Raw genomic sequence first — 17,476 nt, 5'->3', positions numbered from 1 at the left:
AGGCTACGAAATGGGGTGATAATGGGTAGTACGATCTACCCGATGTGGAGTGGCGGTGTCCGGATGAGGGGGTGAGGGCATCCGGAAAGGAGCCCGGAGAAGGGGACCGTGGACGGGAGAGGGCGTGCAACATGGCGCCAGTGCAGGGTTTCCGGCGGCTGCGGCCATGCCGTCGCCGCGTGGTCCGGCCTACGGCGGCAGTGCAGGGAGGGGACGGGTGGGGCGTTGCCGGGCGCCGGGCTCCGTGCCGGCGTCCCGAAATAATCATGCGCCCGGCGTCATTCCCCCAAACCTATTCTCCGGGCGGGGCGGAGCGGGGGCCGGGGGCGCTGCGCAGGAAGGCGCACAGGCTGGCGTCCTTGCCGTGCAGGCCCAGCTTGCGGCGGATGTTCTTGCGGTGGGTCTGCACCGTTTCCACGGACAGGTTGAGGGCGCTGGCGATTTCCTTGGTGGGGCTGCCCGCCTGGATGAACTGGCAGATGCGCATTTCCGCCGGGCTCAGGCGCAGCAGCAGCGGGTCCGGCCCGGCATCGTCGGGGGCCAGGCGCATCAGCTGGTCGCGGATCACGGTCAGGTAGCCGCGCCGCACCTCGGGCTCCATGTCCGCCTCCAGATGGTCCAGCGCGGGCAGCAGCATGGCGTGCACCTTGCGCGCCACCTCGCGGTTGATCTCGGCGCGTTCGCCGTCGATGTTGCGCAGCACCGTGCGCAGGGTGATGTTCATTTCCTCCAGGTGGGTCTTTTCCTCGCGCAGGGCTTCGGTGCGTTCGGCCACCACCCGTTCCAGCGCCTCGCGCTGGTGCACGTGGCTGGTCACGTCGGTGAGCATGACCAGGTACCCGTCGCTGGCCAGGCTGACGGCGTTGAGCGGCGAGATGCGCATGCGGAAGACCTGCGCGGCGTGGGGCGGCCCCACTTCCGGCTGGCCGGGAGCGGCGGCGGGAAGCGTCATGTCCGCCGGGGCCGCGTCCGCCCGTGCGGCTCCGGTCCGGCCTCGCCGAGGGCTCCGGGCGCGGCCGGGCGCAAGGGGTCCGGCCTCCGTGGCGTCGTCGTCCGTGGTGTCGGGGGCGGCAGGGGCGGCGGGGGTGATCTCGCACGATACCCCCAGCGGGTAGAAGCGCAGCAGGTCCTGCATGCTTTCGCCCTCCAGCCCCAGCGCGGTCCAGATGGGCAGGCCCGGCACCGCACGCCCGGCCAGGTGCTGGCGCGCGGCGCGGTTGACGCTGGTGATGATGCCCGAGGCGTCCATGGCCAGCACCATGTCCGAGGTGGAGTTCAGGAAGTTCTCGACCTTGCACTTTTCCAGCGTGAGCAGGCGGTTGGCCTCGTCCAACTGTGAGGTATCCACCTCTGCCCGGCGGGTTTCCCAGTGGCGGGTGAACAGCACCGAGAAGGCGTCGCCGTACAGGCGCACCACCTCGGCCGCCGCGTCGCGGGCGCGGCGCGGGGCGGGCATGGCTTCCACAACGTCCAGCACCGCGTGGATCAGGGTGTGGAAGCAGCCCAGGAACATGGCCTCGGTGACGCCGCGCATGCGGTGGCGGCGGGCCGAGGCCAGCAGTTCGCGGCCCCAGCCGTCCCGGGAGTCGGCATCCACGCCGTCTTCGATTTCGCGCACCAGGTCGCCGAAGGTGGGGGCAAGCCCGGCGTGCAGCGCGGCGCGCAGGGGCTGCAAAAAGCCCAGCAGCGAATCGATGCAGTCCTGCCGCCTGGCCGTGGTGTGGCGCAGGTAGCCCGCCGCGCGCATGTGCTCGGACCAGCGGGCCAGGAACAGGTCCATCTGTCCTTCGATGCCCAGCAGCACCGGGCGGGCCGCCGCGAAGAGGGCCGACGCGCCCGGACCGTGGTGTCTGGGGAGACCGGGGGAACGTCCGGTTTCGGTGGTGCGCCCGGCCTCGGACATGGCCGGGGGGGCGATGGAGGTGCGGGGGGTGCGGACGGCCATGGGAACTCCGGAAGGTCTGCGCCCGTCATGCTGCCGGACGGATGCCGAAAGGACGCCGGGCGGAGTGGCGGACGGCGGGGGCGGAATGCGCCGCGTTGACGTCGGGAAGGCGCGCGCGGCATACCCGATGGGTACCCGGTGCGTTGCTTCCCCGTGCGGCTGTGCTATTCTTTACCCGAGTCACGCGTGGACACAAGGGCGTGTCCGGCGGAAATCCTTTGGAGGCCGTGGTGGCGGAATACGGTGAGTGTGGCGGCGCGGGGCGCGCCCCGAGCGCGGCGGAGCGGCCGGGTGGCCGACGGGCATCCGTTGTTTCGTTGCCGCTGGCCCGGTTGTGCGCGAGGTCGCTCGCGGGGTTGCTTGCGGGGGCGATCGTCTGGGCGACGGGCGCGGCAGCGGCCATGGCGGCTGACGCGGTTGCGCCCGCCGCCGCCAGTCCCGCCGCCCCGGCCAGTCCCGCGGTCGAGCCGTGTCCGCTCACCTCGCCGGAACATACCGCCCGGCTGGTGGCCCCCGCCGTGGCGGAAAGCGGCGGCACTGTCGCCGTCCCTGCCCGCGTGGGCACCCCCCTGCCGGTGGTGGTGGCACTGGAGGGGCCGCCCCTGCCCTCCGGCGTGTTCCCCGTGGTGAACATCGACAAGGCCGCCGGGCCGGACGGCGGACGGGTGTCCACCACCACCGGGTACCCGGAGTCGGAGCTGCGCTTCAGCGCGCCGGGCCGCTACGAACTGGCCCTGACGGTGACCCTGGTGGCCCGGTCCAGTTGCGGGGGGGCCAAGGCCCGCACGGTGATGGAACGGCGCGTGGCGGTTCAGGTGGCGCCGTAGGTCGCTGCGGGGCGCTGGCGTCCGGCGTCATGTGGCGTGCCTGATCGGTACGGGCAAGGGCAGGGGGCATGGGGCGGCTCACGGATGCGGCGGGGGGGGGGAGTTTCCGCGTGGAGATGGCGTTCGCGCCCTTGTCAGGGCAGCAAAGGATTGTTATTTATCTTGGCTGGAGCGGCGTACTATAATCTGGATGCTTCACCGGCCCCGCCGGAACGGCCGTTCCGCACAAACGTTACAGGAGGTTTCGACATGCTCGGACGCACGGTCTCCGCGCCCACGAGGGCGCGGGCGGAAACCGTCAACGCCTTCATGCGCGGTGTATACAACTGGATGTTCGTGGGGCTTGCCGTGACGGCCGCCGCCGCGTGGTTCACGGCGTCGAGCCCGGCCATGCTGCAACTGGTGTTCGGCAACAGCTTCGTGCTGATCGGCCTGATCATCGCCGAAATCGGCCTGGTCATGGGCATCAGCGCGGGCATCGCGCGGCTTTCCGCCGGCGCGGCCACCGGGCTTTTCGTGCTGTACAGCGCCCTGAACGGCATCACCCTTTCCGCGGTGCTGCTGGCCTACACCATGAGCACGGTGTTCCAGGCCTTCGCCACGGCGGCGGGCATGTTCGGCGCCATGTCCCTCTACGGCCTGACCACCAAGAAGGACCTCACCTCGTGGGGCAGCTTCCTGTTCATGGGCCTCATCGGCATTCTCATCGCCAGCGTGGTGAACATTTTCGTGGGCAGTTCGGCCATGTCGCTGGTCATCAGCGCCATCGGCGTGATCGTGTTCACGGGCCTGACCGCCTACGACAGCCAGAAGCTGCGCATGATGGGCGAAACCGCCCCCATGGACGACGCCACCGCCATCCGGCGCGGCACCATCCTGGGCGCGCTGACGCTGTATCTGGACTTCATCAACCTGTTCCTGATGCTGCTGCGGCTGTTCGGCTCCTCGCGCGACTAGCCGCACGCATGGCTTGCGTGACCGACAGTGACTGCCAAGGGGGGCGCAAGCTCCCCTTTTTCGTGGCGGCGGTGCGGGCCCCGGCCCGTCCGTCCGGCAAGTCCCATCCCGTCCCATCCCGTCCCGCCCCGGCCCCCCGCCCGCATTCCCCCGGCGACAAGCGCGCCCGCGCATGATAGACTTATGCGCATGTGCACACCGTTGCCTGTTTCCGGATCAGTCCGGGTGACGTCATGAATGCCGCCGCCGTGCAGAAGGCCCTCGCCCCCCTGCTGCGGCCCTTGGGCGCGGCCTACGCCGCGTGCATGGCCGCGCGCCGCGCCGCGTACGAGGCGGGCCTGCTGCCGCGCTTTTCCCCGCCGCGCCCGGTGGTGTCGGTGGGCAACATTTGCTGGGGCGGCACGGGCAAGACCCCGCTGGTGCACTGGCTGTTGCGCTGGTGCGGTGCGCACGGGCTGTCCGCCGCCGTGCTCACGCGCGGCTACGGCGCGAAACCGTCCCGACTGCCCCTGCTGGTGCGGCCCGGCCACACGGCGGCGGAGGCGGGCGACGAACCGCTGATGCTGGCCCGCCAGAACCCCGACGCGGCCGTGCTGGTGGACCCGGTGCGGCGGCGGGCCGGGCACTGGGCGGAAGCGCGCCTTTCCCCGCATCTGTACCTGCTGGACGACGGTTTTCAGCACCTGGCCGTGCGCCGCGACCTGGACATCGTGGTGCTGCGCCCGGCGGACCTCACCGGCGAGTGGGGCCGGACCATCCCGGCGGGCTCGTGGCGCGAGGGCGCGGGGGCGCTGGCCCGGGCGCACGCCTTCTGCGTGAAGGCCGAGCCGGAACTGTTCGACGCCCTGGGCCCCCAGATGGAACGCCGCCTGATCCACCACGGCGTGCCGGTGTTCGGCTTTCGCCTTGCGCCGCGCGGCCTGGTGCGGGTGGCCCGGGGGCTGGACCCGCGCCCGGCGGAGCAGGGGGCGGCCACCCGTCCCCATCTGGACGGCGCGCCCTACGTGCTGGCCTCGGGCGTGGGCGAACCGGCGCAGGTGCATGCCACGGCCACGCGCTTCTTCGGCTATCCGCCGCTGCGCCACCGCATCTTTCCGGACCATCATCCGTACGGCCCCGGCGACGTGCGTTCGCTGGCGGCCGAAGGGTGCGCGGTGGTGTGCACCCCCAAGGACGCCGTCAAACTGGCGCCGTTGTGCGGCGAAGGTGACGGGCGCGGTGGCGCGAACCCGTTGGACCTGTGGGCCTTCGACCTGGTGACCGAATTCGGACCGGCGTTGTGGTCCGCGACGAATTTTCCCGAATGGTGGGCCGCCCGCTGGGCCGGGCTTTCCGCCGCCCGCCGGAACTGACCGCCCCTTGCCGGGGGCGGCTGGCCCCGGCTGGCCCCGGCTGGCCCCGGCTGGCCCCAGCTGGCAACGACCGGCGGCAACCGGTCGCAACCGGTCGCAACCGGTCGCAACCGGTCGCAACAGGCAGCCCGCCCGCATTCGACATCTTTCACTCCGGCCCGGCCGGAAAGGACATCCATACATGACAAAGAAGAAACGCGACGAAAGCTACATGCTGCCCGACGCGAACGACCTGGCGGCCCTGTTCCGCGAGGCGCACCGCCCGCTGAAGATCGACGCGCTGATGCGCATGCTGGGCCTGCACCGCCGCATGAAGAAGGAACTGGAGGACCGCCTGGACGACCTCGTCCGGCAGGGCCGCATCATCCGCCTGCGCGGCGGGGCCTGGGGCCTTGTGGAGCAGTTGCGGCTGGTCACGGGCACCCTGTCCATCCAGCGTTCGGGCATGGGCTTCGTGCTGCCCGAGGAAAAGGGGCGCGACGACATCTACGTGCACCCCTACCAGATGGGCGACGCCTGGCACGGCGACAAGGTGGTGGTGGCCCTGCTGCCCGGCCGCCACGGCAAGAATCCTGAAGGGCGCATCGTGCGCGTGCTGGAGCGGGGCCGCAAGGAGATACCCGCCCGCGTGGTGCGCCGCATGGGCAGGCACAGCCTGCTCTGCCGCCCGGCCGACCCGCGCATGGCCGTGAGCTTCGTGGTGGACATGAGCGCCGTGGAGGAAAAGGCCGAGAAGGGCGACCTGGTGGTGGCGGCCCCCGGCGAAAAGGTGGAGGACGGCCTGTGGGCGGCCACCGGGCTTGCCGTGCTGGGCGCCGACGACAACGTGCTGGTGCAGGAACGGCTGGTGAAGATCAACCACGACGTGCCCACCGACTTTCCGCCCGAGGTGCTGGAAGAGGCGCAGGCCCTGCCCGCCGCGCCCGGCCGCGACGACATGGAGGGGCGCATCGACCTGCGCCACCTGGAGTTCGTGACCATCGACGGGGCCAAGGCCCGCGACTTCGACGACGCCGTGTATGTGGAAGAGCAGGGCACCGGCTACCGGCTGTGGGTGGCCATCGCCGACGTGGCCCACTACGTGCGGCCCGGCTCGGCCATGGACCGCGAGGCGCAGGCCCGGTCCAACTCGTACTATTTCCCGCAGTCGGTGGAGCCCATGCTGCCCGAGGCCCTTTCCAACGGGCTGTGCAGCCTGAACCCGCGCGTGCCCCGGCTGGCCATGGTGGCGGAAACCTTCTTCTACGCCGACGGCAGCCCCGGCCGCAGCAAGTTCTACGCGGCCGTCATCGAATCCAAGGCCCGTCTGACCTACGGCCAGGTCAACCGGGCGCTGTTCGAGAAGGACGAGCAGGAACGCCGTCTGCTCACCCCGGTGCTGCCCCTGCTGGAACGCGCCGAACGGCTGGCCCGCCTGCTGCACGAAAAGCGCGACGAGCGCGGCAGCCTGGACTTCGACCTGCCCGAGCCGGAGGTGATCTTCAACATCTACGGCGAGACGGTGGACATCGGCCGCAAGGTGCGCCACTTCGGCCACCAGATCATCGAGGAGTTCATGATCGCTGCCAACGAGGCGGTGGCCCGCTTCCTGACCGAGAAGAACGCCCGCTTCCTGTACCGGGTGCACCCGGAACCGGACACCGAAAAGCTGGAAGGGCTGTTCAAGGTGCTGGCCCGCACCTCGCTGGCGCAGCACCTGCCCGGCAAGCCGTCGGCCAAGGCGTTGCAGGGCGTGTTGCAGGCGGCCAAGGGCTCGGACCAGGAATTCCTGGTCAGCCGCATGGCCCTGCGCACCATGATGCAGGCCCGCTACTCGCCCGAGCACGAAGCCCATTTCGGCCTGGCCTCGGAATGCTACTGCCACTTCACCTCGCCCATCCGGCGCTATGCGGACCTGGTGGTGCACCGGGCGCTGCGCCGCACGCTGGGGCTGCCGGTGAACGGGCCGCTGCCGGGCGAGCGGGCGCTGCTGACCATCGCCGACACCCTGAACACCAACGAGCGCGTGGCCATGGAGGCCGAGCGCGAGATACTCAAGCGCATCACCGTGCTGTTCCTGTCCGAACGGGTGGGCGAGGAGTTCACCGGGGTCATTTCCGGCATCATCGACTTCGGCTTCTTCGTGGAATTCAACGAGGTGTTGGCCGAGGGCATGGTGCGCCTGTCGTCGCTGGACGACGACTACTACGGCTACCTGCCCGAGCGGCAGGAACTGGTGGGCGAGCGCACCGGCCGCAGCTTCCGGCTGGGACAGGCCGTGACCGTGCGCCTGGCCGAGGTCAACGTGGCCCGGCTGGAAGTGAACCTGGCGTTGGCCGGCGCCGACGCCGTGGCGTCCACGGGCGCCAGGAAGCCCCGGCCTGCCGGACGTGATCGTGCCGTGCGCGCCGGACGCGAAGGACGCGACGGACGCGACGGCAGGGGCGCGCGCGGCGGACGCGGTTACGGGCGTGGGGAGGAGCCCGGAGCGGGGCGCGGACCGCGTGACGACGCGGGGCGCGGTGACCGCGCACCGGCCGCCGCTCCGTCTGCCGCCGCGGATGCCGGTCGCGCGTCGCGCAAGGCCAGGGCCCGGTCCACCACCGACGCGAGTTGGGACGACCCCATGCCCACGGAACTGCCGGAACCGTTCGAGAACGCGCCGCGCAAGGGGCGGGGCGGCAAGCCCGGCCCCCGGCCCGCCGCCCGCAAGGGGGCTGCCCCGAAGCCCTCTGCCCCGAAGAACGCCGGAGAGGAAAAGGCCGTCAAGCCAGCCCAATCCGGCAAGGCTGCGGAGGGCAAGGTTGGCGACGCCAAGCCCGGCAAGGGCCAGGCCGCCAAACCTGCCAAGTCCGACAAGTCGGCCAAGTCCGCCAAATCCGGCAAGGCCGCCGCATCCGGAAAGAGCGGCACGACCACGGCTGCACCGAAGAAGACGGGCGGCGACAAGCCCGCCAAGGCCAAGGCGTCCACGTCCGGGCAGGGTAAGCAGAATCAGGACAAGCCGGATCAGGGCAAGCGGGACCAGGCAAAGCCCGCCAAGGCCGGGAAGCCCAAGGGCAGTGACGGCGCAGCCTAGATTTCGTCGTTCATGCCGAACATATGAAGCCGCCCCGGAGGAGAACCTCCGGGGCGGCGTTTCGTTGCGGAAAGGTGCGGGGGGCATGCTCCGCTACAGCCGGGTGATGCCGAAGCGGGCCAGCAGTTCGGCCAGGCGCTGGTTCAGGTTGGTGGTGGAGCGCGACAGCAGATCCAGGCTGATGTACAGGGCGAATTCCACCCGGAACGAGGCGTCGGTCCACAGCGAGCCGATCTCGCGGGCCAGTTGCGGCTCGATCTGCAACAAGTGCAGCAGCGATTCCAGTTCCGTGGCCGTCTGGGGGCGGAACAGCTGCATGTTGGCCCGGCCGGGGTCCTGCTGCCACAACTTGTTGCGCCGGATGCGCGTCAGCCCGGAATCGAACAGCGTTTCCACGGCGGCCACCGAGGTGCGCCGCTCCTTGCGGGTGCGGATGTGGATCTTGCCCATGTCCTCGCCCGCGCGGCGGCGCAACAGGGTGACGAACTGGAATTCCAGCAGCGATTGCAGGGCCTTGCCCAGACAGGGCAGGGAAAAGTCGCCCAGGGTGCGGCGCACGACGGCCGTCTCCTTGGGAGAGAAGCCGTCCAGCGCGCGCAGAAAGTCCTCGCGCAGCAGGTTCAGGGTGATGGCCACGCTGCACGCCATGCCCACCACCTGGTCGCGCAGGAACTGCACCTGCTCGGGATTGACCTCGGGCGCGGGCGCGCCTTGCGCCTCGGCTTCCGCGCCGGCCAGGTCACCGGACAGGCCGCCGGACAGCAGCAGGGTTTGCAGCCTTTCCATCTCGCGGGCGGCGGGGTCGATGCACACGATCTGGCTGATGAAGTCGATGTCGCCCGGGGCAAAGGGGTAGTCCGGCCGGGCGGCCATGCCCTGCAGGATGTCGTGCACCAGCTTGCGCGCCTTGCGGCTGGCGAAGTCGCGCGTCTCGTACTCGAACAGGTTCTGCACCCGCGTCTTGTCCAGGGGCCTGGGCGTGCGGCACAACCGTTCCAGCAGGGCGTCGAAAGGGTAGCGGATGACCAGCAGCGAGCGTTCCTTGGCCAGGGTGAACGCCTCCTGCACCATGATGGCGTCGTAGGCTTCGTCCACCAGACCCGCCACGAAGTGCGCGAAATGCCTGCGCCAGTATTGCTCGTCCAGTTCGGTGGATTCGGTGATGGCGTCGGAGGGGCCAAGGGCCTCTTCGCCGTAGGCGCGCACCAGGGTTTCGATGAAATTGTCGGTGCACAGCGCCGTGGTGTACACCACGCCCTGCACGCATTTCAGCAGCAGGGTTTCCGTGTTCACCAGGCCGGTGCGCAGCAGGCTGGAATCGGCCCCGCCGGGCTTGGCGTACTGCCCCAACTGGGCCACGAATTCGCCCACCAGCTTGCGGATGTGCTCGTGCAGCGGGTCCATGGCGCCGCGCGCGGCCACGATTTCGATGATGGACCGCTGCTGCGTTTCGAGCAGGGGATATTCGTTGATGCGCTCGCTGTTGGTGCGGATGAGGCACAGCAACACCTCGCGCTCCACCACCTCGCGCACGGCGCGGCGGTCCTTGGTGGCGGCCAGGCAGGCCACGTAGGCGGCCAGCCGTTCTTCCGGCGGCGGGCCCTGGGTGGGATCATGGTTGCGCGCGTCGGTCATGGCAAGTTCCTGCGTGCGTCGTTCGGCGGTGCGAAACTGGGTGTAATCCCCCATTCGCACATGGGGGCGCTCCATGTCTCTGGCCGCTGACGGGCGGATTGTCAACCTGATATCATGAACTCAGTTCCCGGCCGATATCATGAAGTCAGTTCGCGGGCCATGGCTTCGCCCTGGCCGCCGCCCCCCGCCATGCGGGCCAGCTCTTTCCGGATGTCCTCTCCGTCCAGCCTGCGGCACAGGGTGAAGGTGGCGTTGTCCGCCACCTCCTTGCTGACCTGGAAGTGTCGGCCCGCGCGGGCGGCCAACTGCGGCCAGTGGGTGATCAGGATCACCTGCCGACGTTCGGCCAGCGCGGCCAGCCGGTCCGAGACGCGGTTCAGGGTCAGGCCCCCCACGCCGGAATCCACCTCGTCGAAGATCAGGGTGGCGGCCTCGTCGCGGGCCATCAGTCCCACCACCGCCAACAGGAAGCGGGAAAGTTCGCCGCCCGAGGCGATGCGGTCCAGCGGCTGGGGCGGCTGGCCGGGGTTGGGCACCCACAGCAGGCGCGCCCGGTCCTCCACGCAGCCGGGCCACGGCTCGTGCGGGGTGAACTCGAAGGCCACGCGCACGTGCTCGGAAAAGCCCAGGCCCGCCAGTTCGCCCTCCAGCGCCTGGGCCAGCCGGGCGGCCGCCTCGTGCCGGGCGGGGTTCAGTCCGGCCAGCACGGCGCACAGCCGTTCCTTCAGGGCTTCCTCCTCGCGCTCCAGGGTGCGCAGGTCCAGGCGGCAGGCGTCGAGAAACGAAAGATTTTCCTCGATCTCTCGGCGCAGGTCCACGATCTCGTCCAGGGTGCGGCGCAGCTTGCGCTTCAACTGGGCCAGTTCGTACAGCCGCTTTTCGATGGATTCCATGTCCAGGTCGTCATCGTCGGAGCCGGACGCGGCGGGCGCCGGACGGCGGCGCAGGCGGCGTTCCAGGTCGGACAGCCCCTGCCGGAAGGCGGAAATGGCGGCCAGGTCGCCAGACCAGCCGGAGGCATCGCCAGACGAGTTCGGATCGTCGCCGGGGGCGGCGGCCAGGCGGGCCAGCCCGTCCAGCGACCGTTCCAGCAGGCCCAACGCCTCGGCCACGCCGGGGCCGTCCTCGCCGCGCAGCACGGCCAGGGCGCGCTCCTGCGCTTCCTGCGCCGCGGCCATGTCGCGCAGGGCGCGGCGGCGTTCCTCCAGCCGTTCCTCTTCGCCCGCCTCGGGGGCCACCTTGTCGATCTCGCGCTGTTGGAATTCCAGCACGTCGCGCCGGTCTTCCAGCGAACGGGCGCGGGCGGCCAGTTCTTCGCGTTGCGCGGCCACCTCGCGCAGGGCCTTCAAGGCTTCGTCGCGGGCGGCCACCAGATCCGGCCGGTTCAGGAATTCGTCCAGCAGCCGGGCCTGGAAGGCGGGTTGCAGCAGCTTCTGCTGGCCGTGCTGGCTGGTGTGCACCACCAGCGAGGCGCGCATGTCGCGCACCGCGTCCTGCGAGCTCAGCCGGTCGTTGATGAACAGGCGGCTGCGGCCGGTGTCGGCCGTCAGTTCGCGGCGCAGCACCATGTCGCCGTCGGGCAGGGCGAACAGGGCTTCCACGTGGGCCTTGTCCTTGCCGGGGCGGACCATGTCGGAGGCCAGGCGGTCGCCGATGAGGAAGTTGAGCGCCTTGAGGATGAAGCTCTTGCCCGCGCCCGTTTCGCCGGTAAGGGCGTTGAGGCCGGGGGCGAAGTCCAGTTCCATGTCCTCGATGAGCGCGAGGTCCCGAATGCGCAGGTATTCCAGCATGAGGTGTCCTTGCTCAGGTCCGGCCGTCGCCGTCCGCCGTGGGGGCGGAGGCGGCCTCCGGTGAAATGTCGGCTTTGGCGTCCGGTGCCGCATTTGGTCCCGCATCCGGTCCCGCGCCTCGCGCCGTGGGGGACGATGCGGCGGGCGGCGCTTCCAGCCCCCGACGCAGGTGTCCGCCGGGGCCGTGCCCGTCCAGCAGTCGCAGGAAGGCCCGCTCCTGTCCGTCCGCCGTGGCGCGCCGTCCGGCTTCGGCCAGTTCGTGCAGCCCTTGCTCCACGCGGTAGGCGCGCAGGCTGGTCAGGCCGAATTCGGCCTGGGTGCGCCAAGGCGCGCCGGGTTCCAGCGCCAGGCGCGCGAGGATGCCGAGCCTGTAGAAGGTGAGCGCCTTGCGGCGTGAAGTCAAGCGTTCAACCCCCCGCATCCATTCAAGGTCGCCGCCGCCGAAGCGCTGGGCCAGGACCAGCATTTCGAAGGCGGCCTCGGGGCAGTGGCGCTGCGGATCGTAGGTGAACCCCGGCTGGGCGTCGCGGCCCTCGCGGCGCAGCAGTTCCGCCCACAGCAGGCAGGCGTGGTACGCCGACCGGGGTTTTTCCGGCTCGCGCACCTGCCGCGCCTGATGCAGGCGGTACCAGAAGGGTTTGGCGGCCTTCAGGTCGCCGCGCACCAGCGCGGCCCCGGCGGCGGCCACGTTGACGTCCACGTCGTCGGCATGTGCTCCGGTGGCCAGCAGCCGGTCGAGCAGGACCGCCAGCGCGGGCGTTTCGCGCACCGGCAGGGGCGGTTGCCCCTTGGACGGTTCCGCGGCGGCGCGCAGCCGGGCGGCCAGGCTGGCGGGCGTTTCGGGCAGCGCATCCAGCGCTGCGGCCAGGGTGCCGGGCGGCAGTTCCAGCATGCCGCCGCGCTGCTTGTGGGACAGCGCCAGCCACAGGGCCTCGGCGCCGTCCGCCCCGGTGGCGGCTCCATCCGGCGCCTCGTCCATGGCGCGCAGCACCGTCGCCGCCCGGTGGTCCGGCAGGTGCTGCCCCTGCACCCGTTCCCACGCGGCGCGGCCGATGCGTTCGGCCACGTCCGGCTTGCGCAGCAGGAAGCGCAGTTTTTCCAGCAGGTCCAGGCCGTCGGCGTAGACCACCATTTCACGTCCGTCGTCGAACAGCGCGTCCTGGTCCGGCCCCACGTCGGGGGTGAGCACGCAGGCCCCGCACGAGGCCCCTTCCGTGAGCCGGAAATTGACCTCGAACCCGATGGATTCGTTGGGGATGAGCCGGGTGTCGCCGTACAGGCGCAGCATTTCGGCAAAGGGCACGCCCTGCCGGGCCTGCACGCCGAAATGTTGGCGCAGCAGGTCCGCCAGCCAGCCGCGCAGGGGGCGGTGCCGGTCCAGCACGCCCACCATGGAAATGTCGTGGTCGCGTTGCGCGTGGGGGCGCCACGGGCGGTCATGGCCGCTCATGGCCAGATGCACGGGACGCGGGTGGCGCCATTGCGGCGGCAGCGCCCGGAACAGCGAAAGGTGGGGGGTGAACGCCACGTCGAACAGCCGCGCGTAATGGCGGTGCCAGTGCATGTTCAGGTGGCTGTCGATGGCCCAGTACGCCTTGCGGCAGCGCAAGGTTTCCAGCCCGGCCAGGATGACCCGCGCGCCCAGCGTTTCCTGCTGCACCAAGAGGTCGGGGGCGAAGCCGCGCGCGTCGAGCAGGGCGGTGATGTCCACGATGCCGCCGGGCGGATGCAGGTCCAGCACCTCGTGCCCCATGCGCCGGAACGCGGCTGCCAGGTGCGTGCCGACGCAGGCGATGCGCATGGCCTAGCGCTTCAGGCGCGGGTCCAGCAGGTCGCGCAGGCTTTCGCCCAGCAGATTGTAGCCGAGCACGGTGAACAGGATGGCGCAGCCCGGAAAAATGGACAGCCACGGGGCTATCTCCAGCACGTCCTTGCCTTCCAGCAGCATGTTGCCCCAGCTGGGCATGGGCGGCTGCACGCCAAGCCCCAGAAAGCTGAGGGCCGATTCGGTCAGGATGGCCCCGGCCACGCCCAGCGTGGCGGACACCAGCACCGGGGCCACGGCGTTGGGCAGCACGTGCAGGCCCAGGATGCGCACCGGCCCGGCCCCGGCCAGCCGGGCGGCGGCGATGAAGTCGCGCTCGCGCAGGGACAGGGTTTCCGCGCGCACCAGACGGGCCACGCCCATCCACGAGGTGAGCCCGATCACCGCCATGATGTTCAGCAGGCTGGGCTCCAGGAAGGCGATGACCGCAAGGATCAGGAAGAACGAGGGGAAACACAGCATGATGTCCACGCAGCGCATGATCAGTTCGTCCGTCAGCCCGCCGAAGTAGCCCGCCGCCAGCCCCAGCGCCAGGCCGATGGCGACGGAGATGCCCACCGAGACGAAGCCCACCCACAGCGACACCCGCGCCCCGTGCAGCATGCGCGAGAGCACGTCGCGGCCCAGGGCGTCGGTGCCCAGGGGGTGCGCGGAAGACGGCGGGTGCAGGATGGCCGTCAGGTCCAGGGCGGTGGGGTCGTGCGGGGAAATCCACGGGGCCAGCAGGGCCGCCGCCGACATGGCCAGCACCAGCGAAAGGCCGGTGGCCAGCATGGGGTGGCGCGCCCAGAAACGCAGCCAGCGGCGGGGGGAGAATGCGGCGGCCGCGCTCATGCGTTGCCCCCTTCGCCATTGCCCCCGCTGCCGTTGCCGCCCGTGCCCCCGGTGAGCCGGATGCGCGGGTCGGCCAGGCCGTAGCACAGGTCGGCCAGCAGGTTGCCGATCAGGGTCAGCACCGCGCCCAGCACCAGGTTGCCCATGATCAGCGGGTAGTCGCGCGCCATGACCGCCTGGTAGAACAGCTGCCCCAGGCCGGGCAGGGCGAAGATGGATTCGATGATCACGCTGCCGCCGATGAGCCCCGGCAGCGACAGCCCCAGGATGGTGATGACCGGCAGCAGCGCGTTGCGCAGCGCGTGGCGGAAGATGACGGTGCGCACCGGCAGTCCCTTGGCCCGCGCCGTGAGAATGTAGTCCTGCCGCAGCACTTCCAGCATGGAGGCGCGCATGAACCGCGAAAGCCCGGCCAGGCTGCCGAAGGTGTAGATGAAGATGGGCATGGCCAGGTGCGCCAGGATGTCCCACGCCTTGCCCAGCGGCGTCATGGCGGCGTGGTCCAGCGAGGTCAGGCCGGAAAGCGGCAGCCATTGCAGGTGGATGCCGAACAGCAGCATCAGCAGCAGGGCCAGCCAGAATCCCGGCATGGCGAACCCTATGAACACCAGCACCGTCATGGCCCGGTCGAACAGCCTGCCCTGCCAATGGGCGGATGCCACCCCGATGGGGATGGCGCACAACAGGGTGAGCACCAGCGAGGCCACGTTCATGCCCACGGTGAGCGGCAACCGTTCCTTGATCTTGTCCCACACCGGGCGCGGGTCGCTGGACATGGAATTGCCGAAGTCCAGCCGGGCCAGGCGGCCCAGCCACTGCACGTACTGCACGTGCAGCGGCTTGTCGAGGCCGTACAGTGATTCCAGTCGCTTGCGGGTTTCTGCCCCGGCCAGCGGGTTCATGGTGGTCTGCATGTCCGTGGGCGAACCGGGAGCCAGGTGGATGACCCAGAAGCTGATCACCGTGATGCCCCAGAACACGAAGAGCATCCATGCCAGCTTGCGGGCCATGCGGCGCAACGTGGCGGCCATGCGGCCGGGGCGCTGCGCGGGGGGATGGGCACCGTCGGGGGAGTGGGGGGCGCCCGGCCCGGCGGGATCGCCAGACCCGGCAGAGACACCAGACCCGGCAAGGCCATCCGCGCTGGCGGGCTGCCCGCCAGAGGGGGGAACCTCCGGCGCGGGCCGCGCGCCGTCCGTCCGGATTTCTCCGGCGGCGGGCGGCGGTGGCGGGGTGTCGCGAAGATCGCTGGTCACGTCGTCGATGTCCTCAAAGCCAAGTGATGGGGGCGGCCCCTAGCCCTCGTGCTCCATCCACCCGCGCAGGTCGCGCACTTCCTCGGCCCAGCGGGGCGAAAGGCGTACCTCCATGAACTGGCGGTACACCTCGTCCAGGAAGCCGAGGCAGGTTTCGATCAGGTAGATTTTCTCCAGCAGGCGGGCGTCGGGATCGTCGTCCCCGCCCTCGCCGTCCTTTTCCACGGTGGGGGTCTTCAGGCTGTTGAGGGAAAAGTCCTCGGCCCGCAGGCTGACCTGCCAGGAATCGGCCTCGCGCTCGAAGCGCAGCAGGGCGCGGGTCACCTTCTTGCCGGTGGTCAGGCCCAGGCGCGCCTCGCGCAGGGGCGACATGGAGCCGGACACGGTGGCGGTCTCCAGGCTTTCGCCCTCGCCGCCCTGCACCGAGATGCGCTGCTCCATGTGCACGCCGAAGGGGCTGCCGTCGCGCATGCGGAACGAGCCGGGCGCGGTTTCGCTGCGGTACCACAGCCAGGTCAGGAATTCCTGGCCCAGGATCACGTCGGTGGTCTGGCCGAGATAGGGGGTGTCGCTCATCGTGTGTCCTTGTCCGGCGCGCCTACCCGGCGAACCGGGTGGGTTCCAGCGTGTCCAGCCGGGTCATGGCGGCCTCGTCCAGCATGGAGGCGGCCAGCGCGTACGGCGTCAGCGGCTCCAGGTGCAGGTCGAAGGTCAGCGTGAAATAGTCGGAGAACAGGTCGAGCATCTTCGACTGGGTGGAGGCGAAGTAGACGATGCCCGTATCGATGGCCCACAGCACGTTGAATTCCGCGGGGATGGGCAGAAAACGCGACATCAGGCGCAGCCGGGTCTGTTCCTTCAGTTCCTTCTTGCGCTCGCGCGAGACGAACTTCTTGCCCTGCTCCTTGTTGCGGGCCTCTTCCTCGCGCAGGGCCAGGGACAGGTGCTTCTTGAGCACGGCGGCGGGGATGCGCCGGGTGTCCTGCCGCAGCGAAAAGGCGATGTAGCCACCCTTCTCGGGCGGGGCGGTGCGCCAGGCCGTGTCGAGCATGTCGTCGAAGCACACCCAGCCCCACGAGCGCTCGTCGGAAGTGGCGTCGATGTCGCGGAAGCAGAACTGTTTTAGCTTGTCGGGCAGGGTGGGCCAGAGGGTGGCGGGCACTGGGTCCGCGATGCGGAACCGGGTGAAGCTGCTGCTGGCGTTGAGAAAACCCATTGGTGTCTCCCTTGGTTGCGGATTGGGCACATACCTAGCCTATCTTGCCGTGGCGCGCCACCCCGTGGGCATGGTGCGCAGGACCGGACGGGCGGGCGGCATGCCCACGGGGTGCGGTGGCCTGTCCGAAATCTTCGAGCGGGGGTGGACTGCCGCCTATCGTCGTGGTTCCGGAAGCGACCACGCATGTCGCCGGGGGAGCGAGTACCCCTGCAAGGGGTTTTTCGTTCGGGGGAGATACGTTTTTTATGCCTGTATTATCAGAGTATTGAATGTGATTTTTGAGAAAATTTAAAAACGGTGTTGACTTCATCCGGGTTTCGCGTAGAAACCACCTCCGCGCCGAACGGAACCGGCAACGCCTCCTGCAAGGGGGGTGCGCTGGATCGGACGGGGCAAAAGGTCAGCATGACCGGCGCGAAAAAAACGCGAAAGGGTGTTGACGGATGTCTCCGAAAGGAGCATAGCTGAAAGTCCGCCCGCACGCTCAACGTGCACGGCGGAAAGGCTCGGGCACTGGTCCGGCCGGCGGTCTGAACAGACCACGGTTCTTTGACAAGTAAATAGCGAGTCGGGAAGGAATCAGCCTTTACGATAAGTAATCAATCGTGCGGGTGTCCCAAGTACGGGGTGTCTGCGCGACTTCAGTTTTTCAACTGGAGAGTTTGATTCTGGCTCAGATTGAACGCTGGCGGCGTGCCTAACACATGCAAGTCGTGCGTGAAAGGGCTTCGGCCTGAGTAAAGCGGCGCACGGGTGAGTAACGCGTGGATGATCTGCC

12 protein-coding genes and 1 rRNA gene are annotated in these 17,476 nt (G+C 69.7%); 5 read left to right on the top strand and 8 right to left on the bottom strand.

The window, feature by feature from the left end; genetic code table 11:
* Window positions 1-292: 292 nt before the first annotated feature.
* Window positions 293-1,945, bottom strand: coding sequence for a LuxR C-terminal-related transcriptional regulator (locus V6B97_RS09910; protein WP_333506347.1), 1,653 nt, complete (start codon window positions 1,943-1,945; stop codon window positions 293-295).
* Between the two features lie 401 nt (window positions 1,946-2,346).
* Here V6B97_RS09910 and V6B97_RS09905 point away from each other — a divergent pair, with 401 nt between their 5' ends.
* The 4 genes from V6B97_RS09905 to rnr all read left to right on the top strand — a co-directional run bounded on the left by V6B97_RS09905 (window position 2,347) and on the right by rnr (window position 8,139).
* On the top strand, window positions 2,347-2,772 hold the full coding sequence (locus V6B97_RS09905; protein WP_333506346.1) for a hypothetical protein: 426 nt from the start codon (window positions 2,347-2,349) through the stop codon (window positions 2,770-2,772).
* 249 nt (window positions 2,773-3,021) lie between these two features.
* Complete coding sequence (locus tag V6B97_RS09900) at window positions 3,022-3,729, top strand: Bax inhibitor-1/YccA family protein (protein ID WP_333506345.1); 708 nt, start codon at window positions 3,022-3,024, stop codon at window positions 3,727-3,729.
* Between the two features lie 233 nt (window positions 3,730-3,962).
* On the top strand, window positions 3,963-5,081 hold the full coding sequence (lpxK, locus tag V6B97_RS09895) for a tetraacyldisaccharide 4'-kinase (protein WP_333506344.1): 1,119 nt from the start codon (window positions 3,963-3,965) through the stop codon (window positions 5,079-5,081).
* Window positions 5,082-5,262: 181 nt separating this feature from the next.
* The gene (rnr, locus tag V6B97_RS09890) at window positions 5,263-8,139 is read left to right on the top strand and encodes a ribonuclease R (RefSeq protein ID WP_333506343.1); all 2,877 of its coding nucleotides are present in this window, start codon (window positions 5,263-5,265) and stop codon (window positions 8,137-8,139) included.
* Window positions 8,140-8,232: 93 nt separating this feature from the next.
* Here the strand turns inward: rnr and V6B97_RS09885 are convergent, their stop codons facing one another.
* From V6B97_RS09885 to rdgC, 7 genes are all read right to left on the bottom strand, one after another.
* On the bottom strand, window positions 8,233-9,774 hold the full coding sequence (locus V6B97_RS09885; RefSeq protein ID WP_333506342.1) for a hypothetical protein: 1,542 nt from the start codon (window positions 9,772-9,774) through the stop codon (window positions 8,233-8,235).
* A 137-nt stretch (window positions 9,775-9,911) separates the two neighbouring features.
* A complete protein-coding gene (locus V6B97_RS09880; RefSeq protein ID WP_333506341.1) occupies window positions 9,912-11,564 on the bottom strand; it encodes a DNA repair protein RecN in 1,653 nt (550 codons plus the stop codon).
* Window positions 11,565-11,577: 13 nt separating this feature from the next.
* Window positions 11,578-13,365 (bottom strand): glycosyltransferase family protein, encoded by a 1,788-nt coding sequence (locus V6B97_RS09875; protein ID WP_333506340.1) that lies wholly within the window; start codon window positions 13,363-13,365, stop codon window positions 11,578-11,580.
* A gap of 3 nt (window positions 13,366-13,368) precedes the next feature.
* Window positions 13,369-14,223, bottom strand: a complete 855-nt coding sequence (locus V6B97_RS09870; protein WP_333506339.1) for an ABC transporter permease — start codon at window positions 14,221-14,223, stop codon at window positions 13,369-13,371.
* Window positions 14,220-15,254 (bottom strand): ABC transporter permease, encoded by a 1,035-nt coding sequence (locus V6B97_RS09865; RefSeq protein WP_333506397.1) that lies wholly within the window; start codon window positions 15,252-15,254, stop codon window positions 14,220-14,222. Before V6B97_RS09865 ends, V6B97_RS09870 begins: the two co-directional genes overlap by 4 nt.
* Window positions 15,255-15,518: 264 nt before the next feature.
* Window positions 15,519-16,055: a hypothetical protein gene (locus V6B97_RS09860; protein ID WP_333506338.1), complete on the bottom strand. Its 537-nt coding sequence runs from the start codon at window positions 16,053-16,055 to the stop codon at window positions 15,519-15,521.
* Window positions 16,056-16,077: 22 nt separating this feature from the next.
* Entirely contained in the window at window positions 16,078-16,695 is a 618-nt protein-coding gene (gene rdgC / locus V6B97_RS09855; protein WP_333506337.1) for a recombination-associated protein RdgC, read from the bottom strand.
* Between the two features lie 653 nt (window positions 16,696-17,348).
* On the opposite strand from rdgC, the gene V6B97_RS09850 reads away from it, so the two are divergent.
* Window positions 17,349-17,476 (top strand): 16S ribosomal RNA (locus tag V6B97_RS09850); the annotation flags it as partial.

Origin of the sequence: Nitratidesulfovibrio sp. 1201_IL3209 (assembly GCF_036763125.1) — a bacterium.
Classification (GTDB): domain Bacteria; phylum Desulfobacterota; class Desulfovibrionia; order Desulfovibrionales; family Desulfovibrionaceae; genus Cupidesulfovibrio.
The sequence above is the reverse complement of the archived record's forward strand: the minus strand, read 5'-3'. Positions and strand labels throughout refer to the sequence as shown.

What these genes read in the sequence shown, in the direction of transcription:
- V6B97_RS09910 (WP_333506347.1), bottom strand. Translation starts at nt 1,945, where the DNA reads ATGGCCGTCCGCACCCCCCGCACCTCCATCGCCCCCCCGGCCATGTCC.
- V6B97_RS09905 (WP_333506346.1), top strand. Translation starts at nt 2,347, where the DNA reads ATGGCGGCTGACGCGGTTGCGCCCGCCGCCGCCAGTCCCGCCGCCCCG.
- V6B97_RS09900 (WP_333506345.1), top strand. Translation starts at nt 3,022, where the DNA reads ATGCTCGGACGCACGGTCTCCGCGCCCACGAGGGCGCGGGCGGAAACC.
- lpxK (WP_333506344.1), top strand. Translation starts at nt 3,963, where the DNA reads ATGAATGCCGCCGCCGTGCAGAAGGCCCTCGCCCCCCTGCTGCGGCCC.
- rnr (WP_333506343.1), top strand. Translation starts at nt 5,263, where the DNA reads ATGACAAAGAAGAAACGCGACGAAAGCTACATGCTGCCCGACGCGAAC.
- V6B97_RS09885 (WP_333506342.1), bottom strand. Translation starts at nt 9,774, where the DNA reads ATGACCGACGCGCGCAACCATGATCCCACCCAGGGCCCGCCGCCGGAA.
- V6B97_RS09880 (WP_333506341.1), bottom strand. Translation starts at nt 11,564, where the DNA reads ATGCTGGAATACCTGCGCATTCGGGACCTCGCGCTCATCGAGGACATG.
- V6B97_RS09875 (WP_333506340.1), bottom strand. Translation starts at nt 13,365, where the DNA reads ATGCGCATCGCCTGCGTCGGCACGCACCTGGCAGCCGCGTTCCGGCGC.
- V6B97_RS09870 (WP_333506339.1), bottom strand. Translation starts at nt 14,223, where the DNA reads ATGAGCGCGGCCGCCGCATTCTCCCCCCGCCGCTGGCTGCGTTTCTGG.
- V6B97_RS09865 (WP_333506397.1), bottom strand. Translation starts at nt 15,254, where the DNA reads ATGGCCGCCACGTTGCGCCGCATGGCCCGCAAGCTGGCATGGATGCTC.
- V6B97_RS09860 (WP_333506338.1), bottom strand. Translation starts at nt 16,055, where the DNA reads ATGAGCGACACCCCCTATCTCGGCCAGACCACCGACGTGATCCTGGGC.
- rdgC (WP_333506337.1), bottom strand. Translation starts at nt 16,695, where the DNA reads ATGGGTTTTCTCAACGCCAGCAGCAGCTTCACCCGGTTCCGCATCGCG.